Below are 23,793 nucleotides of genomic sequence, written 5' to 3' on the forward strand. Positions count from 1 at the left end.
GCCGGCGGATTTCCCGCGCGGGGGCGGCCGGCATTTGGTAGAGCGCCGGGGCTCCATGGTCTTCCAGCCGCGCCCGAACCACCCCTACGCCGACGCGCCTCGCTTCCCTGACGGCGACGACGTCTCCATCGACGCCTTGATCCCGGGCGCCGGCCCCGTCGAGATCGAGATCGGCCCCGGCCGCGGCGGCTTCCTGTTCGAGCGCGCGGCGGCGAGCCCCGAGGCGCGGCTGCTCGGGCTGGAGATCCGCCTGAAGTGGGCGGCGCTCGTCGATGGGCGCCTGAGGAAGGGCGGCCTCGGCGGCCGCGTGCGGGCGCTCAACGCCGACGCGCGCGAGGCGCTCGCGCGGCTCCGCCCCGACGCGTCGATCGCGCGGTTTTTCCTGCACTTCCCGGATCCGTGGTGGAAGAAGCGCCACGAGAAGCGCCTCGTGATGGGCCCGGCGCTGCTCGACAGCCTCGCGCGCCTGCTCGTGGACGGCGGCGAGCTCTTCGTGCAGACCGACGTCGAGGAGCGCGGCGTGCTCTACGCCGAGCAGATCGGCGCGCACCCCGCGTTCGAGCCGGCGGGCGACGCGCCCGGCTCGCCGCACCTCGCCGAGAACCCCTACGGCGCGAGGAGCCCCCGCGAGCACCACGCGATCGCCGACGGGCTGCCGGTGAGCCGGCTGCTCTATCGGAGGCGGCCGCGCGCGGCCGGCGGCGCGCCGCTGGATCCCGGCCGAGACGCCGTCTGAGCCCGCTGGACGCGCTCGACGGGGCACGTGAGGCGGATGGCGGCTACGCTGTAGGTCATGCGTGTGATCCTTGCGTGGATAACAGTCGCCGCGGCGATCCTCGCTCAGGCGTTCATTACCGTGCGCCTGTGGCGGAGCGAGCTGTACTCGCGCGACCAGAAGCTCCTGCAAAGCGCGCTGATATGGCTATTGCCGGTCGCGGGATCCTTCATTGTGTATTCGGGGCTGCGGCAGGAAGACGATGTCTCTCGGCCGACGCCGAACACCGAGATGGAGAGTGACGAGGAGGATTAGCGCCGTCCGCTGCTTAGCGGGCGATGCTCGGGCTCTGAAGAACTCCGCCCGCGCACGCACGGTGGCCGCCACGGTGCTGTCGAATCGGGAGAGGGAGCCAAGCCTGCGCTAGGCGCAGCGCCCATCGCCGCATGTGCGTCGCCGACCCTGGTCGTGGACCGATACCGTCGTGGCGTCGCGAGAGTGGGAGCTGAGCGCCTCCACGCCTTGCGAAGGACGGGGCCGGTCGGCCGGTGTTGAGGCTCATGTGTCCTGCAGCGATGCGGGCGCCCCTGTGATGGGGGACGCGAGGCTTCGGGTGAAGGGCTCGTTCTGGGCTCTCTGTGGTGCCCCGAACAGAGGCAGTCGTTCTTTCGGAACCGAGATGAGAAAAAGCTGAGCCGCACGCGCCGTCCGCAGCGACAGCGGTCCATGGGAGTCGTCGAAGCTGTCCAGAGCAAGTCATGATGTTGGCACGACTCCACTTACCTCTTACATCTGGAGGACGACATGCATCGAGCGCGCGTGAACATGTGGATCTTGGGTTGGCTGGCGGGCGTGGGCGTCTGTTCGGTACCGATGGTCGGATGTAGCGGCGGCGAGAGCACCCAGGAGGAGACGAGCGCCACGTCAGGCTCCACCACCACGAGCACGGGTAGCGCTACTGGCGGGGACGGGGGGAGCGGTGGAGACGTGCAGGGGGGCACGGGCGGGCTCGGCGGCGCTGGAGGGCAAGGCGGGAGCGGTGATGGCGGCGCGGGGGGCACCGGCGGCGCGGGCGGGCTCGGGGGGGCCGGAGGGCAAGGCGGGAGCGGTGACGGCGGCGCGGGTGGCACCGGCGGCGCGGGGGGACAAGGCGGCCTCGACGGCTCGGGGGGACAGGGTGGGGTCAGCGAACCTCCGTGTCCCCCGACCCAGACGTTCTGTGACCCTTTGTGCGTGGATACACAGACAGACAGCATGAACTGTGGGGCTTGCGGCACCACCTGCAAAGCGGGCTCGACCTGCCAGGCCGGCGCCTGCACATGCCCGCTGGCGGGGCAGACCTACTGCGATCCGCTTTGCGTCAACACGAACCTCGATCAGTTCAACTGCGGGGCGTGCGGCAACACATGCGGCGGCGGCTCGTTCTGCACCGCTGGCGAGTGCACGTGCAATGCGGGGCTGGCGTACTGCGGTAACCGATGTGTGAATCTCAGCAACGATGAGAGCAACTGCGGAGCGTGCGGCACCGCTTGCACCGACGGACAGAACTGCGTCACGGGTATCTGTCGCTAGTTCCGCGTGTCAGAAATCCCAGGGATCTGTCTCGCGAACGAAGCGAGAATTTGACGCAAAGACGGCACGGACTCAATCGACAAATTCCAGTGGCGGGTTTCGGTCGCCCGCTCGTCCTGTAGGTCGCCACGCGCTTGCCGAGCTCGGAAGCCTGGCGGCTGAGGCAGGGGGCGGTGGCTGAGCCGGGACGCATCACGTCGCCTGGCTTCTGCGCGTGGCGCGCCTGCTAGGCCGCGCGGCATGCGGCGCAGCAGACGCATCGAGGTCACCTTTGAGCCCACGCACCGGTCGGCGGAGCAGCTGAAGCTGGCCTACGCCATCGTGGTGCCGCCGACCCGGCGCGAGGTGCGTTCGGAGGTCGACGCGCTGGCGCGGCGACAGCCGACCGAGGTGCCTCGATCGCGTGGCAAGGGAGGGAAGGCTGCATGAAGAAGGTCGCGCTGTACGCGCGTGTTTCGTCGGATCGGCAGACCAGGCAGGCCACCGTCGACAGCCAGGTGGCGGCGCTGAAGGAGCGAGCCTTGGCCGACGGCCATCACGTCTTGCCGGCAGACGTGCACGTCGACGATGGGTGCAGCGGCGCAACGCTGATCAGGCCGGCGCTGGAGCGGCTTCGCGACCGCATCGCCGAGGGGGTGGTCGATGTGCTGTACGTCCACAGCCCCGACCGACTTGCGCGACGCTACGCCTACCAGGTGCTGCTGCTCGAAGAGTTCTCCGCGCGCGGCGTCTCGATCGTGTTTCTGCAAGGCGCGTCCGGGGTAAACGCGGAGGACCAGCTGCTGGTTCAGGTTCAGGGGATGCTCGCCGAGTACGAGCGAGCGCGGCTCGCGGAGCGATGCCGTCGCGGGAAGCTGCACCGGGCCAGACAAGGGATGGTCAATCCGCTGTCGACCGCTCCGTACGGCTACCGCTACGTGCGTCGCTCGGACGCCGAGCCGGCGCACTACGAGATCGTGCGGTCGGAGGCGAACGTCGTGCGCGCCATCTTCGACGCCTTCGTGCACCAGCAGACGCCTCTGCGGACGATCGCGCGCAGGCTCAACACGCAGCAGATCCCGACGCCCAGGGGTGGCTGTTGGAGAGGGTCAAGGTTGCACGAGCTGCTCCGCAATCCGGCCTACATGGGGCAAGCGGCCTACGGCAAGCGCGAGTCGGTTGAGTCGCGGCCGCTCCGGCCTCGCCGGAGCAAGCCCCGGATAGCGCGCGGCGGTGCAAGGACACATCGGCGAAGACCGGCCGACCAGTGGATCTCGATCCCGGTGCCGCCGATCGTGTCGGCCGAGGTCTTTACCGCCGCGGGCGAGCAGATGATGCGCAACAAGCAGCTGTCGCAGCGGCACGCGCGAGGGCAACGCTACTTGCTGCAGGGCCTCGTTGTCTGCGCGCGCTGTGGTTACGCCTTCTGCGGCCGGTCGGCCTCGAAGCCGTCGAGCTCCGTCATCTACCGCTACGATACCTGCACCAGTGTGCAAGCGGTGCGCCACGGAACTGCCCGTGCTTGCAACAACCCCTCGGTACGCGCCGAGATGCTGGACGCGCAGGTCTGGGATTCGGTGCGGCAGGTGCTGCAAGAGCCCGAACGACTCGAAGAGGAGTGGCTGCGCCGCAGTGCCGCCGATGGCGCTGCGGCTGATGCGCAGCTCGAGCGCGCTCAAGCCGAGCGATGGGTCGTCCACCACCAGCGCAGCCTCAAACGGCTGCTGGATGCCTACGAGGCAGGCGCGATCTGCTTGGAGGAGCTGCTGCCGCGCGCCGAGCGCCTACGCGAACAGATCCGAAGGGCAGAGCAGGCCGTCAAGGAAGCCGAGGACAGGCTCTCCCAGAACGCGGTCCTGAGCGCCGTGGTCACGCGGCTGCAAGACTTCGCCGAGCGCGTTGGGCGGGGTCTGGAGCACCTCGATTGGCAGGGGCGCCGTCAGTTGATCCGAACCCTGGTGGCACGGGTGGAGATCGACGAGGAGCAGGCGACGGTCGTGTACCGGTTGCCCTCGTCTGGCGGACGTCCGGGCGGCGGCCACGTGGATCCGAGCGCGCCGTCCAGCTCATCGGCCGGGTCCCCGGGTTGTCGATTGAGTCCGTGGCGCCAAGACGCCAAGAGCGCAAAGGCGCAAGAATGACATAGTCTGCATTTTTCTCCTGCGGCTTTGCGTCTTTGCGACTTTGCGTTGAAATCTCTCGCCGGATCCCTGGCCGGACCTCTGGCGGACGGAACCAGGAGGTCGAGGACACGGAAGAGGGGGCCGTTCCGGCGTTCGTCGATCCATCGGAGGTGTGATGAGCCTCAACGAGCCGCGTACCGTCGGCTGCGCCGTCCACGACCTCCGGCAGACACGGAATGTCATCGTCGTGCTGCGCCCCCTCTTCTCCCGCGGACCGCCTCGCCGCCACAAAGGAAGAGCTCCTGACAAGAAACTTCCGCCGGGGTTGCCGCGGCGTTTTCGTTGAGCCGAACGAGAACGCTCGGGGTACGTACGGGTATGAGGCGGGAATCCTTATTTCTTGCGAGGGTCGCCGCTGTCGCTGCGGCAGCCCCTGCGGCGTGCTCGGGCGCGGGGGAATTTCCGAGAGGAGGGGCGGCCCGCCGAGGATCGGCTGGGGCATCCGAGGTCGTGCTCGCCTTTGGCCTTCACTTCCGGATAGCTTCAATCCTTCTCCTCCCCCATCCTGCGGGGGAGCGGGACCGCACGGCCCGCGATCAGACCCAGCGCTCCGCGTTCGATCGTCTCTTCGAGGTGGTCGCGCGCCAGCTGGCGGATGCGAGGATCGAGGCCTGGGACGACGGGTGGGGGGACGCCGCGCCTCCGGATGGCGCGCAGCCGCTGGAGGGCACGGAGCCGGGCGCTCACCCCTCCCGGCGCACCGGGGCCGAGTCGCGGCGCTTCGGCTCCGCGCCGGTGCCGCGGGCGACCGCGCGCTCGGCGGGAGCAGGCCACCACGCACCCCACCACAGAAGGGCCGCCGACGCCTCCTCGCCTCCGGGCTCGGCCGCCACGCGCAGCGCCTCCCACGCCCCCGCGAGCGTCCCGCCGGTCACCAGCAGCGCGCGCTCCTCGCTCCGCGCAGCGACCGACGAGGCCAGCTCGCTGCGCCGCGAGGCGCACGGGAGCGCGCCGAGCACGTGGGCGCCCGCGCGCAGGTCCGCCTGACGCCGATCATCTCTGCGCCTCGCTCCCCTCCGTGGGCGCGACGCAAAAATCCGCCTCGGCGGCGTAGCCCTGGGCGCCGCGGAGCTCCACCACCCGGTCCCGGCCGAGGGGCGCCGCGCCCGGGACGCGGAACGTCGTGACGTCGAGCCTCGGCACCGGCGCCTGCCGCGGCGCCGGGAGCTGGGGCACCCAGGCGTACGGCGCCCGGTAGGCCCGGTACACCAGGTTGAGGCTGAGCGGCGGTTTGCGCCAGTAAGGGCTGATGTCGATGAGCAGCGCGCCGAGCCCTGCAGCCTGGAAGATCGTATAGCCGTTCCAGCTCCGGTCCGGGTCATAGAGGGTGACCCCGGTGGGGTAAATGGTCGGATGGCCCATGGTTCGCGTCTCCTCGTCCGCGGTGGCGCTACGCACGGGGCGTACCAGCGGTGGAAGCCACGGGTGGAGGTGTTGCGCCGGGCGCCGCCGCGCGACGCTGCTGCGCAGCGAGCAGCCGACCAGCACCCGCGCTGACCTGGGCGCAGCGCGGACGTCGAGAGCGTCCTCCGGCCGCCGAGATCCCCGCGGAGGCGTGCGCCTCGCCAGGACGGCGCGCGTCGCTCGCGGCGGCGGCGCCGTCGGAGCGCGGGCGCGCCGTCAGCGAGGCGCGAGGCGCGAGGCGCGACGCCGAGCCGCGTCCGCCGGTGGGCTCTGGAGACCGGCTGGGCCATACTCCGCCCCGAGAAGCGGGTGGCATGGATTTCGACGTCGACTTCGCCATCGTGGGTTCGGGCTTCGGCGGCAGCGTCTCCGCGCTGCGCCTCACCGAGAAGGGCTACAGCGTCACCGTGCTCGAGTGCGGCAAGCGCTGGCGCAAGGAGGATTTCCCGAAGACCAACTGGAATGTACGGAAGTTCCTCTGGGCGCCCAGGCTGCTCTGTCACGGCATCCAGCGGCTGACGCTGCTCAGGGACACGCTCATCCTCTCGGGCGCGGGCGTGGGCGGCGGCTCTCTGGTCTATGCCAACACCTTGCTGGTGCCCCCGCCCGAGGCCTTCACCAGCCCAGGCTGGCCGGCCGGCACCAGCTGGCGCGACGAGCTGATGCCCTTCTACGAGCTCGCGAAGCGCATGCTCGGCGTGACCGCGAACCCGAAGCTCTGGCCGGCCGACCGGCAGCTCCGGCAGATCGCCGACGAGATGGGCCGAGGGGACACGTTCCACGTCGCCAGCGTGGGCGTCCTCTTCGCGAGGGAGGGCGAGCAGGAAGGGCAGCGCGTGCCAGACCCGTTCTTCGCCGGCGAGGGGCCCGACCGCGCCACGTGCGTCCACTGCGGCGGATGCATGGTGGGCTGCCGCTTCGGCGCCAAGAACACGCTCGACCTCAACTACCTTTATCTGGCCGAGAAGAAGGGCTGCACCATCCAGCCCGAGACGATGGTCACCGCCATCGACGCGCTCCCGGGCGGCGGCTACGAGCTCACCCTGGAGCGCTCGACCGCGCTGCTCAGGAAGCGCCGCCGCGCGCTCCGGGCGCGCGGTGTGGTGCTCAGCGCCGGCGTGCTCGGCACGGTGAAGCTCCTGCTGAAGGCGAGGGCCGAGGGCCGGTTACCCCATCTCTCCCCGCAGCTCGGCCATTACGTGCGCACCAACAGCGAGGTCATCCTCGGGGTGACGGCCAGCGACGATCGGGTCGATTACTCCCGCGGCATCGCGATCACGAGCGGCATCTACCCCGACGCGCGCACGCACATCGAGCCGGTGCGTTACCCCGCCGGCTCGGACGTGATGGGCGCGCTGGGCACGGTGCTCACCGACGACGCGCCAGGCCTGCCGCGCTGGCTGCGCTGGCTGGGGCGGCGGCTGCTCCACCCCATCGACCTGATCTCGGGGCTCCTGCCGTTCAAATTCGCCAGGCGCTCCACGATCCTCCTCGTGATGCAGACGCTGGACAATTACATGCAGCTCGTCTGGAAACGCGGCGGCATGACCACCCGCAGGCCGCCCGACCAGCCGAAGCCGCCGGCGTACATCCCCGTCGCCAACGAGGTCGGCAAGCGGCTGGCCGTGCTGATGGATGGCACCCCGCGCAACGCCATCAACGAAGCGGTGCTCAACGTGCCGACCACGGCGCATATCCTCGGCGGCTGCGCGATCGCCGAGAGCCCCGAGCGCGGGGTGATCGATGAGCGCAACCAGGTGTTCGGCCACGAGGCCCTCTATGTGGTCGACGGCTCGATGGTGCCGTCGAACCTGGGCGTGAACCCGTCGCTCACCATCACGGCCATGGCGGAGCGGGCGATGAGCAAGCTGCCCCCGAGGCGCGACAACCCCGCCTTCTCCGGGGCCGCGGTGCTTCCCAGCAGCGGGGCGCGCTGAAGGCGCCTCGCACGTCTCTCACGGCAGCTCCGCGAGCGGGCCCTTCCTGTACGCCGTGTCGTTTCCGAAGTGCTCGTCTTCGTAGCCGAAGGCGCGCAGGATCGATGTGTAGACGTTGTGCATCGAGACGTCGGTCTCGTAGTCGGACTGGGTGGGATCCCCGCCCGCGCGCTTGTTGTAGTTGACGTGGCGGCCGCCCGGCCACCTGCCGCCTGCCTTGCCGGCGAGCAGGACGGGGATATCGCGGGGCGAGTGCCCGCCGCCGCACCCGAACTCGCTCGTGAAGAGCACGACGCTGTTGTCGAGCATCGTGCCGTCGCCCTCGGGGGTGCTCTTCAGCCCGTCGAGCAGGCGTGCGAAGAGCTCCATACGCCAGTTGCGGTTCGCGAGGATGGTCGCGCGCCAGTCCTCGAGCCTGTCGGGCTCCGCGCCGCTCGGGCCGACGTCGAGGGCGGCGTGGCCGAGGCTGTGGCCGAGGTCGGTGCTGTAAGGTTGGGGCAGCCAGCTCGTCAGGACGTCGGCCACCTGGAAGGTGGCCACCTGCGTGAGACCGCACCGGAACGCATGCAGGAGGACGTCGACCAGCAGGGGAGCGGCCTCCTCGATTCCCCCTCCCGTGTAGGATCCGTATCCCTGGTACACGGGCGCTCCGCTGACATCCGGCTTCGTGCAGGCCGCCAGGTTGGAGATGCCCTCGAGCTTCTTCTCCAGGCTCCGGATGTGCTCGGCGTGCGCGTCGAGCAGGTGCCTGTCGGCCGCGCTCACGCGCCCCTTCAGGGCAGCGAGGTGCTCGCTCACGCCGTCGAGGACGCTCTTCCGGTGGGCGCGGAGCCGGAGCTGTTCGGGCGTCGGACCCGCCCCGGTCTCCGTGACGTCCTGGAAGAGCCGGTCGAAGGCGCTCGTCGGGTCCTTCTCGCTGGACACCTGCTCGCCCGCCGCGTTGTACAGCGGCTCTCCGTAGTTGTGTCCGTCGACCATGAGATCGATCGACGAGAACGGCGCCGGGCTCTCGCCGGCGAGCCGCTGCGCGATCACCTGATCGATCGATGGGCCGAGCGCCCTGGCGTCGTCGCCTCCCGAGGTCGTATCGGCGCAGGTGAGCACGGTCGCGTTGGAGCAGCCGTGGTGCCCGCCGTAGTCTCCCTGGAGCATCCCGGCGGCGTCGTCGACGCCGCGGAGCAGGGTGAGGTCGCCCTTGTGGGCCTCGAGCGGAGCCATCTCTTCGCCGAGGACCTCGAGCGCCGACCCCTCGCCGCCGGGCGCCCAGAGGTCGAGCATGCTCCAGGCGCCCGGCTTCCAGGGATCCCCCTTCTCCCCGGAGGAGTGGCGAGACGTGATCGTGCCGCCGTGGCTGAAGAACACGATGAACCGCCTGGCCCTGCCGTTCGCGGCCCAGACGTCTCCATGGGTTGCCTCGAGCAGCGGCAGGGCGATGCACAGACCGGTCGCGGTGCGGAGGAAATTCCTTCGGCTGAAAGCGGCGCGGCTCATGGGTTCACTCCTCGATCTGGCGCAGGTGCAAGAAGGCGTTGCTGGTCGTGAGGGAGACGATGAGATCACGCACGCTGCCGCCGCTCTCGGGCGTCGGCGTGGCCGCCTCGATCGACGCGAGATCCTGGTCGATCGGGACGCGCCGGAGCGCCGTCTGGAAGAAGCGCTTCGTGAGGCAGGCGCGCGCCGCGGGGCTCGCCGCGAGGGCCGCCGACATCCCGACGCCGCCGTCGACCTCCACGCCCTCTTCGTCCGGAGGGAGCGCAGGGAGGCTGCCGCGTGCGTCGATGTCGAGCAGGTAGGGTGCGTGCGCGTCCCCGCCCGCCTCCTGCGACTGCCACCTCCCGAGCGCGTCATAATGCTCGAACGCGAAGCCGATCGGGTTGATGAGCCTGTGGCAGCTCGCGCAGGCGCCGCTCGACGTCTTGGCCTCGACGTCCTGGCGGATCGTCCTGTGCACCACCTCGCCGTTCTCCTCGACGGCTCCGCCCTTGACCGGCACGTCGCTCGCGTTGGGGGGCGGCGGGCCGAGGGGGCGGCAGAGCACCTGCTCCAGGATGTACGCGCCGCGGCGGATCGGCGATTTGACCTCGATGCTGCCGAACACGCTCAGGAAGGCCGCCCGCGTGAAGATCCCCGCGCGCTGATCGCGGGGGAGGGAGACCCACGAGAACGTGCGCTCGTCGGCGGGGCCCTCCACCCCGTAGAGCGCGGCGAGGGGCCCGTTCACGTAGGCGTCCGTCGTCGTGAGCAACGTCTCGAACCTGCCGTCCCCCTCGAAGAGCACGCGCTCCGCGAGGGCCTCGAGCTCGGTGCGCATGGCAGCGCGCAGCGCGGGTGAATCCTCGGGATAGATCTCGGGGCTCTTCGGCGCGCTCTCGAGCGAGGCGTGCTTGTTCGTGCCGTCGAGCTCCAGCCAATCGGCGAAGAAGCGCCTCGCCGTGGCGCGGGCGCGGTCGTTCGAGAGGAGCCGCTCCGCCTGCGCGCGCACGCCCTCCGCCGTGTCGAGCGCGCCGGACTCCGCGGCGTCGAGCAGCGCGTCGTCCGGCGTCGTGTTCCAGAGGAAATACGACAGGCGCGACGCCCGCTCCCAGCCCGTGAGCGGACGGACGCCGGAGGCGAGCGGCTCGCTCCCGTCCCCGTCGCGGCCGAGCTCGACGAAGTAATAGACGTTGGGCGACTGGATCATGGTCTCGAGCACGACGAGGAGGGCGTCCTCGAACGACTGCTCCTTCCGCGCCCGGGCGTACTGGCCCTTGAGCATCGCGACCTCGGCCTCGTCGAGCGTGCGCCGGAAGGCGCGGCGCCCGAACGTCCGCACGAAGCTGTCCACGCACGCCTCGTCGTCCGCGCCGCTCGTGTCGCACGGGAACACCGGTGTCCCCCACGACGCGCGCCGCGCGACGATCGCCTCCGCCGCGGCATTGAGCTTGTCGACGGCGAGGAGCGAGGCGACCTCTCCCGCGTCCGGGTCGAGGTCGAGCTCGAGCCCCGGATCGCCGAACAGGTCGCGCATCGAGCTCGTGAGCTGCTCCGGTGTCATCCGGCGCATCCCCGCTGGAGCGACGTCGACCAGCCCGCTCGCGCTCGGCGACCCGCCGCGGTCGCCTCCGAGGTCGCCGACGCAGCCCGAGAGCAGGTGGGACGCCGCGAGGACAACCGCGCCGGCGAGCGCCGTCGCGCGCCGCCCTGGCGCGGTGAATCTATCGAGAACGTCGAGGGGGTTCACGCCGTCGGGCTTCATTCGCTTCATGGCTTCAGTCCTCGCGCGGTCGCTGAACACAGCGGGCTGGATCGCAGGGGCCTCAGCTCGATTCTCCCGGGAATTATCGAGCCACGCTGTGCTGCGTGTTCGCCGTCCGCCGGGGATCGGCATCGAGCGATCGTCGAACCGGGGCTTCTATCCATCGTGGATAATCGACTGACTCATCGGCGGGATCCAGCTCACAGGCCGCATGGAGCTCATGCACCCTGTGCATAGCCTACGTCATCGTCTCGAATGACGCGAGGGGCCGTTGATTGAAGAGAGCCGACAGGACCCCAAAAACCCTCAGAGGCGCGAGAAAAATCCCTTCTTGGCGTCCCTGGCGGCTCAACTTCTTCTCACAGGAGCGCCGTTATCATCGATGGTTCGATGTAAGGAAGATGGTTCGATGTAACGAACGACCCGTTAGCAAGCCTCTCGCGAAAGCGACATCCGGCGCGAGTCTGGAGTACATCCTGCTACCTTGGGGGCGGAAGATGCGACCACAGCAATGTCTGGTCGCATGACAAAGTGGATCGGCGTGTCATCTTGCCTCACCGAGGCGAGAAGGCCTCGCGATGTGTAAAATTACAATGGAGCTTTTATGGCCCATATGGTGGAGAATTCTGTGAGGGTTCGAGCTTGCGTGACCGGATTGCTCCTCGCCGCCGGGTGCACCGGCGAGCTTGGCGGAACGACGTATGGCGACGGCGGTCCGGCGCCGCTCCCTCCGCCCGTCGTGAACATTCCGCCGATTCACGTCGATTGCAGCCATGTCGGAAGCGGCAAGGATTACCAGGTCGGCCCTGGCAAGGAATTCGAGGCGATCGGCGACGTCCCGCTTGAATCGCTCGTCGCCGGCGACACGGTGCGCATCTTCTGGCGTGCCGAGGCGTACCACGAGAAGATCATGCTCGGGGGCCAGGGGACGGCCGAGCAGCCGATCCGGCTCTGTGGCGTCCCGGGGCCGAACGGCGAGCTGCCGGTGATCGACGGTCAGGACGCGACCACCCGGCCCGAGCTCGATTTCCCCTTCGACGGCCACCAGGTGAGGGGGCTCATCATCGTCGGGCACAAGCACGACGACCCGTGGGAGCTCGAGCCCACCCACATCACGATCGAGGGCCTCGAGATCAAGAACGCGTCGCGCCCCCACCGCTTCACCGACAAGTCGGGCTCGGAAGCGGCCTACTCGGACCCCGCGGCCGGCATCTTCGTGGAGCGCGGCGATCACGTGACCATCCGCGCCTGCGAGGTGCACGAGAACGCCAATGGCCTCTTCATCGGCACGGCCGGCGGGGATATCCTGACCACGAACGTGCTCATCGAGTCGAACTACATCCACGACAATGGAAGCCTCGAGGATTACAACGAGCACAACGTCTACAACGAGGCCTCGAACGTCATCTACCAGTTCAACCGCTTCGGCCCCACGCGCGGCGGGAACGGCAACAACATCAAGGAGCGCTCGGCCGGCGTCGTAATCCGGTACAACTGGATCGAGGACGGCGCCCACCTGATCGACCTCGTCGACGCGCAGGAGGCGACCGACTCGGTCGCGTTGCCGTCGTTCCACGAGACGTTCATTTACGGCAACGTGCTCCTGCGCAACGGCTACGGAGCGTCCATGATCCACTACGGCGGGGACAGCGGGGAGACCGAGTACTACAGGAAGGGCACGCTCCACTTCTTCTCCAACACCGTCTTCGTCAAGAACGACAACTACGAGGACTACGATCGCTCGGCGATGTTCGAGGCCTCGACCAACGACGAGCAGATCGACGCCCGCAACAACGTGTTCGCCAGCAGCCTGGAGCCGACCGAGCTCCGCGCGGTCACCTTCCTCGGGGACCGCGACGGCGTGGCCGCCGGGGCCCTCACCCTGTCCGGGAACTGGGTGACGAACGGGTGGCTGCCGTTCGATCCCGTCCGGGAGGTGGTGAAGGTGATCGGGCAGGTGGACGGCCTGGACGACTCGATCTTCGGCGTCGATCCGGCGTTCGCGTCGGCGGCAGACCACGACTTCATGCCGGCTGCGAGCGCGCCGCTCATCGGCGCTGGCGCCTCGCTCGACGGCCTCCCGCCGGTCGAGCACCAGTACACGCCGCACCAGCAGGCCAAGGCGCGCAACGACGGCGCGACCCTCACGATCGGCGCGTTCGGGCGGTAGCCCGCGCCGTGCAGTCCCGCGGCGAGGCTCACTCCACGGCCCGCGGGGTCACCCCACACAACCCAGGTCGGCTCGCCCGTGAGGGATCGCGCCTTGCAGAGGGCGGCGCATGCGCTGGATCGGATGCGCCTTGCCCCGTGCATGGCGCAAAGGGTGCGTGTCCTCGGCACGTTTTGCCGGAGAGATTGCGGTACTCCTATCGCTCATGACCCTGCTCGCGGGGTGCGGCGCGGAAGAGGCGCCGCCGGATCTCCGGCAGCCGGCGGGCTGGGACGACGCGCTGCGGCTGCCGGATGCCGAGGATCACGACCCCGCGCCCGACGTGGTCGAGGTGCACCTCGAGGCCAGGGTGGCCGCGATCGAGGTGGTCCCGGGGCTCACGACCGAGGTCTGGACCTACAACGGGATGCTCCCCGGTCCGACGATCCGCGCGAAGAAGGGCGACCGCGTTGTGGTGAAGCTCGAGAACCACCTTCCCGAGGCGACGACGGTCCACTGGCATGGTCTGCGCGTGCCGGCGGCCATGGATGGGACGCAGCACGTGCAGAAGCCCATCGAGCCGGGCGAGGGCTTCGAGTACTCCTTCACCGTGCCGGACGCCGGCACGTTCTGGTACCACCCCCACCTTCGCTCGAGCGCCCAGGTCGGTGCGGGCCTCTACGGCGCGTTCGTGGTCGAGGATGCCGCGGAGGAGGCGACGCTCGGCGACGAGCTGCTGCTCGTGATGAGCGACATCGGCGTCGAGGAAGACGGCTCGCTCACCCCCGCGGACGAGAGCGGATGGTTCGGCGATTACTTCGGGCGCGAGGGCGGGACGGTCCTGGTCAACGGGAAGATCCTGCCGACGGTCGCGGCGCGGGAGGGGGTTCCGCAGCGCTGGCGGGTGGTCAACGCCGCGCGCAGCCGCTACTTCCGCTTCGCCGTGCCGGGCCAGCCGCTCGTGCTCATCGGCGGAGACGGGGGCCTCTCGGAGAGCCCGCTACCCGTGGACGAGGTGACGCTCGCCCCGGGGGAGCGCGCGGAGCTCACCATGCTGCCCGTCGAGGGCGAGCCGGTGGTGATCCCGCTCCTGGACGCGAATCGATTCCACCTGCCGAACGAGGGTGATCCCAAGGACCTCATGCGTCTCGAGCTGGCCGACGAGCCTCCGGGGAGCGGCGCACCGACGCTCCCCGAGCGTCTGGCCGAGATCGCCTCGATCGACACCACGGGCGCGCAACGACAGGCGGTGGAGTTCATGGAGCAGGGCGATTCCGACGGAGCGGTGCTCGGGATCAACGGCCAGACGGACGGCTCTCTCATGTTCTCTGCAAAGACGAACACGGTCGAGATCTGGACGCTGATGAACACCACCAACTACGATCACCCGTTCCACCTGCACGGGTTCTTCTTTCAGGTGCTCGACATCGACGGCGCCGAGCCGCCCGTGCGCGCATGGCGCGATACCGTCAACCTCGTGCCTGGAGAGGCCGTGCGGATCGCCATCCCGTTCGACGACCGGGCCGGCATGTGGATGTTCCACTGTCACATCCTCGACCACGCGGATCTGGGGATGATGGCGATGCTCCACCTGATGCCGTGAACGGTCTGTCGCGGGCTGCCGGGCGTCAGACCCACGCTTGCGTCGTGGGATCCCAGCGCTTCCAGGCGCCGTCGTCGTCCAGGTAGAGCTCGCTCTCCCCGGGGAGGGTGCGGAAGCGCTTGCTGCTGATCTTCAGGTCGCCGATCCTCCCCGAGTAGTCGGTCTGCGCTTCGGTGGCCTTGATGCTCCGCATGTCGGCGACGAGCTCTTGCCCGCTCGCCTCGACCACCACATAGCCGTGGGCGCTGCTGTTGGCGTGGGCGAGGTGCGGGTTGATCTTCGTCTCGGGCGACGTGAGCAGCGCGTCGATGCTGAGGGCGAGCGCCGCGGCGCCGGGGAGCGCGCGCAGCGTTGGATCGCTCGCGACCTGGCTCGTCAGGATCTCGCGGAAGGACGCCGAGGAGACGGCGCCGCCCACGAACTCGACGATCTTCTTCGTGGGATCGCCGCTCGGCCCGGGCGTGCCAGCGTAGAAGGCGTGGACATCGCCGGTGATCGCCACGACGCCCCCCAGCCCGACGAGCCTCTCGAGCAGCTCGTCCCGCTTGTTGCGGAAGCCGTCCCAGGCGTCGGTGGTCGTGTAGAAGCTGCGCTTGAACTGGGCGGGGAGGGAATAGGGGCTGAGATCGACGGCGAGCTGGACGAGGCAGAACTCGTTGCCCCAGACCTTCCAGGTCGCCTTCGAGCCTTCCATGGTGTCGAGGAACCAGGCCTCTTGCTCGGCGCCCATCATGTCCTCGCTCGCGCCCTGCGTCTCCTTGTAGCGGATGGCAGCGTAGATATCGAAGGTGTCCTTGGCCATGAAGTAGCGGCTGCCGATCATGCCGTACGCGTTGATCTTGCCGAAATCCACGTAGGCGATGCCTCGCTCCAGGCCCGCTTCCGCGGCGTCGATGAGCGGGATCTGCATGTCCGCCGGCAGGTCCTCGTTCGCCGCGGCGACGATCTCGTTGATGAAGGCGACGCTGATCTTCCCCGTCACCTCGGCGGGGTCGTAGCCCACGGCCTCCGCGGCCCCGAGGAGGACCGGCGCATAGATGCCGTCGCCGTAGGTCTCCACGTCCACGTAGGGCAGGGCGGCCGCGGGGACCTCCCCGAGCTCGGCCACGAGCTTCGGCTGATCGAGCGCGACCCTGCCGGGGAAAGCGTCCTCGGGGATGAGGTGATCCGGCCGGTAGCTGCGCAGATCGGTCATCACCAGGTGGACGTGCCGGCCGAACACGAAGTCGCGGTAGATGTGGAATTCGTCCGGGAGCGAGGCGTCCGGGTCGAGCTCGACGTCGTCGCCGTAATCGACGGGCTGGTACTCGAACCAGGCCTGGTTCGCGGCCTTGCGCCGGTCCGCGTCGGTCTCGTCCTGCCGGCCGTCGAAATAGGTGGCCGTGGCGCCGAAGCAGTCGTTCGAGAACTCGTGGTCGTCCCACGTGGCGATCATCGGGAAGCTCTCGTGGACCTTCTGGAGGTTCGCGTCGGAGCGGTATGTCCTGTAGAGCTCCCGGTAGTTATCGAGCGATCTCGCCGCGTGGTAGGCGCCGTCGCCGTCACCGAGGGAGATGCTGCCGGCCACGTCGGTGAAGACGACGCGGCGCCCGGTCGTGCTCTGGAAGCTCGGATCGCCGTCCGTCTCGTAGATGTAATCGCCGAGGTGGACGAAGAAATCGAGCTCCTCCTGGGCGAGCGCCAGGTAGGTGTTGTAGTACCGGCCCACGTAATCCTGGCACGACACGTAGGCGAAGCGGACCTTGACGTCCGCCTCCTCGGCCGGGGCGGTCTTGGTGCGCCCCACGCGAGACGCGTAGCTCGTCCCGCCCTTCACGTAGATGAAGCGGTAGTAGTAGACCGTGCCCGCCGCGAGGCCGCGGACCTTCACCTTCACGCAGTGATCGTGCCTCGCGAGCGCCTTCACCTTCGCCTGTCCGGCGTCGAGCGCCACCCGCTGCGCGAACCCGGCGTCGGTCGCGACCTCGACCTCGAGATCGAGATCCTCTGCGCCGTCCTGCACGCGGGTCCAGAGGACGGCGCTGCCGGGGCGCGGATCGCCGGAGGCGACCGACTGGGGGAAGTACTCGGAGCCGTCCGCGAGCTCGCGCTCGTCGTCGAGCGGGTTGATCGTCTCGGGGTCATCTCCGCAGGCCGGGACGACCAGCGCGCCGGCGGTGACGAGCGTGGCTCGAAGGAAATCTCTGCGCTTCAGCATCGGGCGATCAGGGAATCCTGGAACTTTCGCTGATGTCAATCTCCTCGTGGACCCTGCCGCTTCGCGCGCTGCCGGCCACGCCTGTAAAGCGCAAAGCGCGGCGTCCGGTGAGTGGGGAAAGTGTGTGTGCTCACATGTGGCCGAGCGTTGACGTGCAGGGTCAAGCGCGCCTAAGCGTGGTCAGGTGTGGTCAGGCGTGATCAGGCGTGATAGACAAGGCGTCGCGTGCTCGTGCGTCCTGTCCGAGGACCGCATTGGTCCTCGAGGGATAGATGAGCTAAGTTGAGCGTTTGTCATGCGGCGGCGGAGCACGACACCGGTGGGTGAGTCCGACATGAGGTCGGGGCACAGCATCCCTGACCGCCCCGGCGCCGAGCGTCGCGACTCGCTCCCCCCGCCCCGATCCGGGCAGCCATCCTCCGGGCCTGGGCGCTCCGGCCCGTCCAGCGAGCCGTCGTCCGCTCCAAGGTCTGCTTCGTCGCGCAAGGTGCGGACCATCGACGTCCTCGTTCAGGGCGCGACCGTGGAGCTCTTCCACTTTTACGGCGTCGCCATAGCGCCTGCGGACATCGGGGAGAGCCGCGACGAGGCGCTCGTTCACAGCGATCCCGCGAGCACGGTCGAGTTCTCTGCGCCCGGCTTCTCCGGCCTGCTGGCCTTGTCGGCGCACCCTGGCGTGTTTCGCGCGATGACGGGGCTGCCGCCCGGGCTCGACAGCGTCGACGACTGGATGCGTGAGGTCGTCAATCAGCTCATGGGAAAGGTGAAGAGCCGCCTCGCGCGGTTCCAGATAGCGCTTCACGCCGAGCTGCCGCAGCTGCGCCGCGCGAGCGACGTGGCGCGGCGGTACCGGGGCAGCAAACAGCAGTTCTGCTATGCTTTCCGGACGTTGAAGGGCGAGGTGGTCGTCACGCTGGGCGGCGACTTCGACGAGAGCTCGCTGGTGTTCTCGAACTCGTCCCCGCTTCCGCTCGATGGCAAGGTGATCCTGTTCTGAGCCCTCTTGCGCGGCACCCGCGCCGCGCAGTCTAGGGGCTGCCGCCGCCGGTACCGCCGGCACCGCCGCTGCCCGTGGCGCCGCCGCCAGCGCCACCGCCGCCGCTACCGCCGCTGCCGGTGGCGCCGCCGCTGCCGGTGGCGCCGCCGCTGCCGGTGGCGTCGCTACCGCCGCTGCCGGTGGCGCCGCTGCTGGTGGCGTCGCTGCCGCCGCTGCCGACGGCGCTGCCGCTGCTCGTGGCGCCGGGCGGCGGGAACGGTGCGAAGCACGCGTTTCCGATGACCTGCTGGCCCGGGTCGCAGGGGTCGGAATCCCAGCATCCCACGAGCATCGCCGCGGAGATCGCGCCGAGGGCGACGACCAGGGCGCCGCGACGGGTGGGCGGCATGATGCGAGACGGGTGAATGACCATCGTTCGTTCCTCTCTCCACGGACTCACGGCGGCAAGACCTGGCCGTCGCGGATGCGCGCGATCACCTTGACGGTGGGGTTCACGTCGCTGGCAAGGAGGTAGCCGATACCGCCCGCCTCCTCGCCCACGGCGCGGAGCACGGCGCTCGGACTCGCCACCTTGCGCGGCGGCCGCTCGCCGCCGCGGATCTTCCTGTCGATCCAGTAGCGGGCGACGCCCTCGGGATCGAGGCCCAGCACCGCCATGTCGAAGCGCTTCCGCAGCGCGGAGTCCTCGGGGAGGTTCACCGGCATCATCGACCTGCCGGACCACTCGGTGCGCGTCGTCTGGAAGATCGGGCGGAGTGTGTCGCGGCTCGCCGCCCGCGCGGGGTTGGTCTGGTTGACTACGATGACGATCTCGTCCTCCACCGCGAAGGACGAGGCCGATGGGGTCATGCCGAGCAGGGCCAGGAGGAGCAGCAGGGAGTAACGCTTCATAGTGCGTCGAACCTCTCTCAGAAGGCCAGGATCAGACGCGCGAGCGCGCTCGTGGTGTGGAAGTCCTCGATCTCCGGCACCCCCGGGGGCTGATCGCGCAGGGCGGTCATGATCGTGCGCAGCACCTGGGTCCGGAGTGTGACGTCCGGGGTGATGTAGAAGTTCAAGCCGCCGCCCAGCTGAAACATGGTGTCGTGCCCGTAGAACGGCGCGTGCAGGGCGGCGCCGATGACGAACGGCTCCATGTCCAGGAAATCGAGCCGGTGCGCCGCCACGGCGTACGTGGAGGTCTTCCAGGCGTCCGGCGCGTAGACCCCGAATCCCCCCTGGCGCTTCCCTTCGTCGTAGACCACGCGGACGACCGCCGCCTCCGCGCGCAGGCGGGTGGTCCCGATGTCGAGCGAGACGTCGCCGGCCCCGGTGTACTCCTGGAACGACCACGTCGCATGGATGTCGGGGTTGAACTCTCCGACCTTGTAATCGGCGACCCAGTCGCGGGAGCTGCTCGCGATGAACGACGCCCCGAGCTTCAAGGCCATCTTGCCCGGGTCCTCATAGCTGGCGTGCAGGCGGCCGCCGAACCCGCGGTTGTCGTCGAAGGCGAACGGCGCGTCCTCGTTGCGCCCGTTGCTCACGTACGCGTTGTACCCGAGCTCCCACGGGCCCGTGAACGTGCTGCCATAGATCATGATCCCGGTCTGCCGCGTGGGAAACAGGCGGGATGTAATGAAATAGGGGATGGCGGCGGTGATGAGCACCGGGCTCCCGTGGTCGACGTTGTAGATGCCGATCGGGGTGAAGAACTGCCCGACGCGCACCTTGAAGAGGTTGAAGCGCGTCCAGTCGATGTGGGCGCGCTCGATCGACACGAGCCCCCCATAGGTGGTCGGCGAGCCGAGCGCGATCGCCGTCGAGTCGAAGGTCCCGTACGGCTGCGTGGTCGTCCGGCCCACCACGCCGGGCGGCAGCGTCGCCGCGTCCGCCGGGACCGGGGAGCCGCCGGGAGCGGTCGTGAACCGCAGCTCCCCGAGAAAGCGAAAGTGATCGGTCGGCTGCGCGTCGAGGTAGAGGTTCAAGTTCCCCACGACGAAGTTCGTGGCGTTCGCCTGCGGGAGGGCGGCCGCGAGGCCCGAGTTCTCCGGGACCCATGTGCGCTGGACGCCGACGTCGACGAACCCGTAGATCCGGAAGAGATCCTTGCTGTCGTCCTGCTCCGGCGCGGCCTGCGCCTCCTCGAGCGCCTCGAGGCGCTTCTCGAGCTCCGCCGATCGCTTCTCTGCAGCGGCGAGCCGCGCGGCCATCGCATCATTTCCGGTGGCGGGCTCGGCGGCGGCCGCTCCGGTGGCGGCGGGGGTCGCCGCGGCCGCGCCGGTGGCGGCGGGCGCGGCGGGCGCGGCGGCCGCTCCGGTCGCGGCAGGCGCCCCGGTGGCGGCGGGCGCGGGCGCCCCGGTCGTGGCGGGCGCGGGCGCTCCGGTGGCGGCGGGCGCCGGGGCGACGCCGGCGCCAGGGCTCTGCGCGTGCGCGAGAGATGCCGTGAAGAGCACTGCTCCGATGGCTGCGCTCGAAGCGCGCGCGAGGCGACCTGTCCGCGCTCGCCGCAGTGAACTCCGACCCATCATCATTGATTTCTCCCCGTTCGCAGAGCCTTCGTTGCGGCTCCAGCCGACGTCGCACGCGCTCTTGCGGACTCGCGAACTTCACGCGTAGCATACACGGCCACGAGGGCGTGGCGTGAACTCGACGCGCTCCGTGACGCTCCGGTGCACCACAACTGGGTGAGACATCACAACAGGAAAGAACGTGAATCAGGGGAGCGTACATGGTGTGCGGGCGAACGATGATGATGACTCCACGTGTGCACGTGTTGACTGTCGTTTGCATCACTTGCATCACTTGCATCACTTGCATCACTTGCATCACTTGCATCACTTGCATCACTTGCATCATCCGCGCCGCGCGCGGGGGGCAGCTCGCCCGGGGCTCGTGCTGAGTGCGCCGCGCGGGGGGACAGGCGTTCGCGCGAGACCCCTCGTCACGAAGCACACGAGATGCGCGCGGGCGCCGCGCCGCGCGGGCCACGCCGGGGGGACGGGGGCATGCCGACATTGCGTAGCGCTTCGATTCGACTGAAGCTGTGGTCGCTCGCCGGCGTCCCTGTCGCGGGGGCCCTGCTGCTGGCGGCGATGATCGTCGGCGACGCGCGGCAGCAGGCGGCGAGGGCGGCGGGGATAGGCTCGATCGAGGACCTCGCGCAGCTCTCCTCGATCATGGCGCAGCCGCTGCACGCCCTCCAGAAGGAGCGGGCGTGGACCGCGCTGGTCGAGGGGCTGGAGGCCCGTCCTCCGGAGACGACCGACGTCGAGGGCGAGCAGCGCGCCGCGCCGCCGCTCAATCGCGCAGCGGAGCTCCTGCGCGCCGGCGGCCAGCTCCGGGACGCGCGGGCGGCGACCGACGAGAGCCTCGCCCAGCTCGACGCGTTCCTGGCCGCGCGCGACCTCTCCGGGCTGCCGCGCCGGCTCGCACGCGATCTCGCGGAGGGGCGCGCCAAGGTCGGCGAGCTCGGCGCGTTCCGGGGTCAGGCCGACGCGAAGACGGTGTCGCTCGACAGCGTGCTGAGGGTCTTCGGCGGCATCAACGTGAGCCTCATCCGGGCCAACGCCGGCCTCTCCGAGCTGAGCGACGAAGGCGAGCTCCTGCGCAGCATCCAGTCGATCGTCGCCGTCCACGAGTTCGCCGAGCGCGCCAGCCGCCAGCACGCGCTGCTCGCGCACGCCTTCGCGTCCACGCAGTTCGAGCCGGGCGCCTTCAAGACGCTCGTGACGCTGATGACGGAGGAGCAGCTCTATCACGAGGAGTTCATCGCCAACGCGTCGGAGCCGGCGCGGGCGCTCTACGACGCCGCCCGCTCCAACCCGCGCGTGCGGCGCGCCGACGAGCTGCGCGCCGCCGCGATCGCGTCGACCGACGAGGCGCTGGCGATCGATCACGACGCGTGGTTCGAGGCGCAGCAGGGGCGCGTCGACGGGCTCGCCGCGATCGAGCAGGAGGCGATCTCCGGGATGAGGCGCGCCGCGGCGGCCAGGGTGGCGGACACGCGGAGGACGGTGCGCGACGGCGTCGCGGTCTCGGCGTTCGTGCTCCTCGTGTCGGTCGCGCTTGCGCTGGTCCTCGTGCGGGGGATCTCCCGATCGCTCGAGGTCCTCGGCGAGGCCGCGGCCCACGTCCGGCGGACGCGCGACTACACGACGCGCGCCCGCAAGACCGCCGACGACGAGTTCGGGGCGCTCACGGACGCCTTCAACGAGATGCTGGCGGGCATCCAGGCGCGCGACGAGGTCCTCGAGGGCCACCGGCAGAACCTCGAGGCCACGGTCGCCGAGCGGACGTCGGAGCTCGAGAAGCGCAACCGGGAGATGCGCCTCGTCCTCGACAACGTCGATCAGGCCCTCGTGACCCTCCACCGGGACGGCACGATGGAGCCCGTGCACTCCGCCGCCTTCGAGCGCCTCTTCGGCGTACCGGCGCGCGACGAGCACTTCGCCGATCGCATCGCCGGCCACGATCCGCGGGCCAGCGCGTTCCTCAGAATGGGGTGGGAGGCGGCCTGCGACGACTTCCTCCCGCTCGAGGTCGTCCTCGACCAGCTCCCGAAGACATTGCACCGCGAGGGCCGCTACCTCGCGCTCGGCTTCAAGCCGATCCTGTCGGGAGAGGGCCAGTTCAACGGGGCGCTGATGGTGATCACGGACGTCACGTCCACGATCGCCTCCGTGCGCGAGGCCGAGCAGCAGCACGAGTATATCCAGGTGTTCGAGCGGGCCGTGAAGGATCGGCTCGGCCTCGTCGGCTTCGTCAACGACACGACCAAGCTCGTCGACGCGGTGAGCGCGCGGTCAAGCGGCGAGGTGGACGAGGTGATGCGCCTCGTGCACACGATCAAGGGGAACGCCGGGCTCTGGGACGTGACGAGCGTGGCGAGGGTGGCGCACGAGATCGAGAGCTTCGTCGTCGAGGAGCGCGCGCTGCCGTCCGACGAGCAGATCGACGCGCTGAGGGACGTGTGGCTCGCGTTCGTGGGGCGCGTGAGCGTCCTGCTCGCGTCGACGGCGCAGTCCTCGCGCGCCGACGTCGGCCATGAAGAGGTCGATGCCTTGCTCGCCATGGTGCGCCAGCGCCGCGACCCCGCCGAGATCGAGCGGGCCATCGCGGCCCTCCGCGACGAGCGGACCGAGGTGCGGTTCAGCCGGATGAAGGACCAGGCCGAGACGCTGGCCCGGAAGCTCGGCAAGCCGAAGCCCGAGGTGCGCATCGACGCCGGGGGCGTCCGGCTGCCCGCGTCGCGGTTCGCCGGGATGTGGCAGGCGCTGGGCCACGTCGTGCGCAACGTGATGGACCACGGGATCGAGCGGCCGGAGGCGCGCGAGGCGGCGGGCAAGCCGTCGAGGGGCACGCTCACGCTCCGCTCGCGGATCACGGCGGACGAGATCGTCATCGAGATCGGCGACGACGGCGCGGGCATCGACTGGGAGCGCGTGCGCGAGAAGGCCGTGGCCATCGGGCTCTCGGGGGCGACGCGGCGCGATCTCGAGGCCGCGCTGTTCGCGCCCGGCTTCAGCACGGCCGAGCAGGTCACGGACGTCTCCGGCCGCGGCGTCGGTCTCGGCGTGGCGCTCCACGAGTGCCGGCGGCTGGCGGGCCGGGTAGAGCTCGACACCGAGCGCGGCCAGGGGACGACCTTCCGCTTCCGGTTCCCCCGGGATCCGAGCGACGCCGCGGGGGTGTCGCTCCCTGCCTCGCTGCCGCCTCCGAGCGGGCGGGGCTCGCTGGTGCCTCCTCCTCCGCGGGGCGGATCGAGCCCGGGCATGGCCTCGGGGAGCGCGTGACACGGTGAGCACATCGACAATGCAGAGCGAGATATCGAGGAGAGGGGA

At 69.7% G+C, this 23,793-nt stretch carries 18 protein-coding genes; 10 read left to right on the forward strand and 8 right to left on the reverse strand.

The window, feature by feature from the left end:
* Window positions 1-55: 55 nt before the first annotated feature.
* The 5 genes from trmB (at window position 56) to WMF39_RS04345 (ending at window position 4,407) form a co-directional block, all read left to right on the forward strand.
* Window positions 56-736, forward strand: coding sequence for a tRNA (guanine(46)-N(7))-methyltransferase TrmB (gene trmB / locus WMF39_RS04325; RefSeq protein ID WP_437744281.1), 681 nt, complete (start codon window positions 56-58; stop codon window positions 734-736).
* Between the two features lie 57 nt (window positions 737-793).
* Window positions 794-1,030 (forward strand): hypothetical protein, encoded by a 237-nt coding sequence (locus WMF39_RS04330; RefSeq protein WP_437744282.1) that lies wholly within the window; start codon window positions 794-796, stop codon window positions 1,028-1,030.
* Between the two features lie 489 nt (window positions 1,031-1,519).
* Window positions 1,520-2,287 carry an MXAN_6577-like cysteine-rich protein gene (locus tag WMF39_RS04335; RefSeq protein ID WP_437744283.1) on the forward strand — a complete coding sequence of 256 codons (768 nt, stop codon included), beginning with the start codon at window positions 1,520-1,522 and terminating at the stop codon, window positions 2,285-2,287.
* Between the two features lie 240 nt (window positions 2,288-2,527).
* The gene (locus tag WMF39_RS04340) at window positions 2,528-2,716 is read left to right on the forward strand and encodes a hypothetical protein (RefSeq protein ID WP_437744284.1); all 189 of its coding nucleotides are present in this window, start codon (window positions 2,528-2,530) and stop codon (window positions 2,714-2,716) included.
* Window positions 2,713-4,407: a recombinase family protein gene (locus WMF39_RS04345; protein ID WP_437744285.1), complete on the forward strand. Its 1,695-nt coding sequence runs from the start codon at window positions 2,713-2,715 to the stop codon at window positions 4,405-4,407. The genes WMF39_RS04340 and WMF39_RS04345 overlap by 4 nt, the downstream gene beginning before the upstream one ends.
* A 725-nt stretch (window positions 4,408-5,132) precedes the next feature.
* On the opposite strand, the gene WMF39_RS04350 is transcribed toward WMF39_RS04345, so the two are convergent.
* Together WMF39_RS04350 and WMF39_RS04355 are read right to left on the reverse strand one after the other, a co-directional pair.
* Complete coding sequence (locus WMF39_RS04350) at window positions 5,133-5,408, reverse strand: hypothetical protein (protein WP_437744286.1); 276 nt, start codon at window positions 5,406-5,408, stop codon at window positions 5,133-5,135.
* 34 nt (window positions 5,409-5,442) lie between these two features.
* A complete protein-coding gene (locus tag WMF39_RS04355) occupies window positions 5,443-5,811 on the reverse strand; it encodes a hypothetical protein (RefSeq protein ID WP_437748161.1) in 369 nt (122 codons plus the stop codon).
* Between the two features lie 356 nt (window positions 5,812-6,167).
* On the opposite strand from WMF39_RS04355, the gene WMF39_RS04360 reads away from it, so the two are divergent.
* Window positions 6,168-7,790: a GMC oxidoreductase gene (locus WMF39_RS04360; RefSeq protein ID WP_437744287.1), complete on the forward strand. Its 1,623-nt coding sequence runs from the start codon at window positions 6,168-6,170 to the stop codon at window positions 7,788-7,790.
* A gap of 18 nt (window positions 7,791-7,808) precedes the next feature.
* Here the strand turns inward: WMF39_RS04360 and WMF39_RS04365 are convergent, their stop codons facing one another.
* Both WMF39_RS04365 and WMF39_RS04370 read right to left on the reverse strand, forming a co-directional pair.
* Entirely contained in the window at window positions 7,809-9,281 is a 1,473-nt protein-coding gene (locus tag WMF39_RS04365) for a DUF1552 domain-containing protein (RefSeq protein WP_437744288.1), read from the reverse strand.
* A 4-nt stretch (window positions 9,282-9,285) separates the two neighbouring features.
* Entirely contained in the window at window positions 9,286-11,034 is a 1,749-nt protein-coding gene (locus WMF39_RS04370) for a DUF1592 domain-containing protein (RefSeq protein WP_437744289.1), read from the reverse strand.
* A 619-nt stretch (window positions 11,035-11,653) separates the two neighbouring features.
* Between WMF39_RS04370 and WMF39_RS04375 the strand changes: the two genes are divergently transcribed.
* A complete protein-coding gene (locus WMF39_RS04375; RefSeq protein ID WP_437744290.1) occupies window positions 11,654-13,195 on the forward strand; it encodes a right-handed parallel beta-helix repeat-containing protein in 1,542 nt (513 codons plus the stop codon).
* A gap of 205 nt (window positions 13,196-13,400) precedes the next feature.
* Complete coding sequence (locus WMF39_RS04380; RefSeq protein WP_437744291.1) at window positions 13,401-14,777, forward strand: multicopper oxidase family protein; 1,377 nt, start codon at window positions 13,401-13,403, stop codon at window positions 14,775-14,777.
* 25 nt (window positions 14,778-14,802) lie between these two features.
* Here the strand turns inward: WMF39_RS04380 and WMF39_RS04385 are convergent, their stop codons facing one another.
* Window positions 14,803-16,974: an alkaline phosphatase D family protein gene (locus WMF39_RS04385; RefSeq protein WP_437744292.1), complete on the reverse strand. Its 2,172-nt coding sequence runs from the start codon at window positions 16,972-16,974 to the stop codon at window positions 14,803-14,805.
* 487 nt (window positions 16,975-17,461) lie between these two features.
* On the opposite strand from WMF39_RS04385, the gene WMF39_RS04390 reads away from it, so the two are divergent.
* Window positions 17,462-17,971 carry a chemotaxis protein CheX gene (locus tag WMF39_RS04390; protein ID WP_437744293.1) on the forward strand — a complete coding sequence of 170 codons (510 nt, stop codon included), beginning with the start codon at window positions 17,462-17,464 and terminating at the stop codon, window positions 17,969-17,971.
* Window positions 17,972-18,002: 31 nt separating this feature from the next.
* Here the strand turns inward: WMF39_RS04390 and WMF39_RS04395 are convergent, their stop codons facing one another.
* From WMF39_RS04395 to WMF39_RS04405, 3 genes are read right to left on the reverse strand one after another with little or no spacing between them, the layout of a single operon-like run.
* Window positions 18,003-18,383 carry a hypothetical protein gene (locus WMF39_RS04395; RefSeq protein ID WP_437744294.1) on the reverse strand — a complete coding sequence of 127 codons (381 nt, stop codon included), beginning with the start codon at window positions 18,381-18,383 and terminating at the stop codon, window positions 18,003-18,005.
* 23 nt (window positions 18,384-18,406) lie between these two features.
* On the reverse strand, window positions 18,407-18,862 hold the full coding sequence (locus WMF39_RS04400; RefSeq protein ID WP_437744295.1) for a hypothetical protein: 456 nt from the start codon (window positions 18,860-18,862) through the stop codon (window positions 18,407-18,409).
* 17 nt (window positions 18,863-18,879) lie between these two features.
* Window positions 18,880-20,406 (reverse strand): hypothetical protein, encoded by a 1,527-nt coding sequence (locus WMF39_RS04405; RefSeq protein WP_437744296.1) that lies wholly within the window; start codon window positions 20,404-20,406, stop codon window positions 18,880-18,882.
* Window positions 20,407-20,958: 552 nt separating this feature from the next.
* Between WMF39_RS04405 and WMF39_RS04410 the strand changes: the two genes are divergently transcribed.
* Window positions 20,959-23,745: a nitrate- and nitrite sensing domain-containing protein gene (locus tag WMF39_RS04410; protein ID WP_437744297.1), complete on the forward strand. Its 2,787-nt coding sequence runs from the start codon at window positions 20,959-20,961 to the stop codon at window positions 23,743-23,745.
* Window positions 23,746-23,793: the final 48 nt, after the last annotated feature.

The organism is Sorangium sp. So ce1504 (genome assembly GCF_051521635.1).
Classification (GTDB): Bacteria; Myxococcota_A; Polyangia; order Polyangiales; family Polyangiaceae; genus Sorangium; species Sorangium cellulosum_B.

What these genes read in the sequence shown, in the direction of transcription:
- trmB (WP_437744281.1), top strand. Translation starts at nt 56, where the DNA reads ATGGTCTTCCAGCCGCGCCCGAACCACCCCTACGCCGACGCGCCTCGC.
- WMF39_RS04330 (WP_437744282.1), top strand. Translation starts at nt 794, where the DNA reads ATGCGTGTGATCCTTGCGTGGATAACAGTCGCCGCGGCGATCCTCGCT.
- WMF39_RS04335 (WP_437744283.1), top strand. Translation starts at nt 1,520, where the DNA reads ATGCATCGAGCGCGCGTGAACATGTGGATCTTGGGTTGGCTGGCGGGC.
- WMF39_RS04340 (WP_437744284.1), top strand. Translation starts at nt 2,528, where the DNA reads ATGCGGCGCAGCAGACGCATCGAGGTCACCTTTGAGCCCACGCACCGG.
- WMF39_RS04345 (WP_437744285.1), top strand. Translation starts at nt 2,713, where the DNA reads ATGAAGAAGGTCGCGCTGTACGCGCGTGTTTCGTCGGATCGGCAGACC.
- WMF39_RS04355 (WP_437748161.1), bottom strand. Translation starts at nt 5,811, where the DNA reads ATGGGCCATCCGACCATTTACCCCACCGGGGTCACCCTCTATGACCCG.
- WMF39_RS04360 (WP_437744287.1), top strand. Translation starts at nt 6,168, where the DNA reads ATGGATTTCGACGTCGACTTCGCCATCGTGGGTTCGGGCTTCGGCGGC.
- WMF39_RS04365 (WP_437744288.1), bottom strand. Translation starts at nt 9,281, where the DNA reads ATGAGCCGCGCCGCTTTCAGCCGAAGGAATTTCCTCCGCACCGCGACC.
- WMF39_RS04370 (WP_437744289.1), bottom strand. Translation starts at nt 11,034, where the DNA reads ATGAAGCGAATGAAGCCCGACGGCGTGAACCCCCTCGACGTTCTCGAT.
- WMF39_RS04380 (WP_437744291.1), top strand. Translation starts at nt 13,401, where the DNA reads ATGACCCTGCTCGCGGGGTGCGGCGCGGAAGAGGCGCCGCCGGATCTC.
- WMF39_RS04385 (WP_437744292.1), bottom strand. Translation starts at nt 16,974, where the DNA reads ATGCTGAAGCGCAGAGATTTCCTTCGAGCCACGCTCGTCACCGCCGGC.
- WMF39_RS04395 (WP_437744294.1), bottom strand. Translation starts at nt 18,383, where the DNA reads ATGGTCATTCACCCGTCTCGCATCATGCCGCCCACCCGTCGCGGCGCC.
- WMF39_RS04400 (WP_437744295.1), bottom strand. Translation starts at nt 18,862, where the DNA reads ATGAAGCGTTACTCCCTGCTGCTCCTCCTGGCCCTGCTCGGCATGACC.
- WMF39_RS04410 (WP_437744297.1), top strand. Translation starts at nt 20,959, where the DNA reads ATGCCGACATTGCGTAGCGCTTCGATTCGACTGAAGCTGTGGTCGCTC.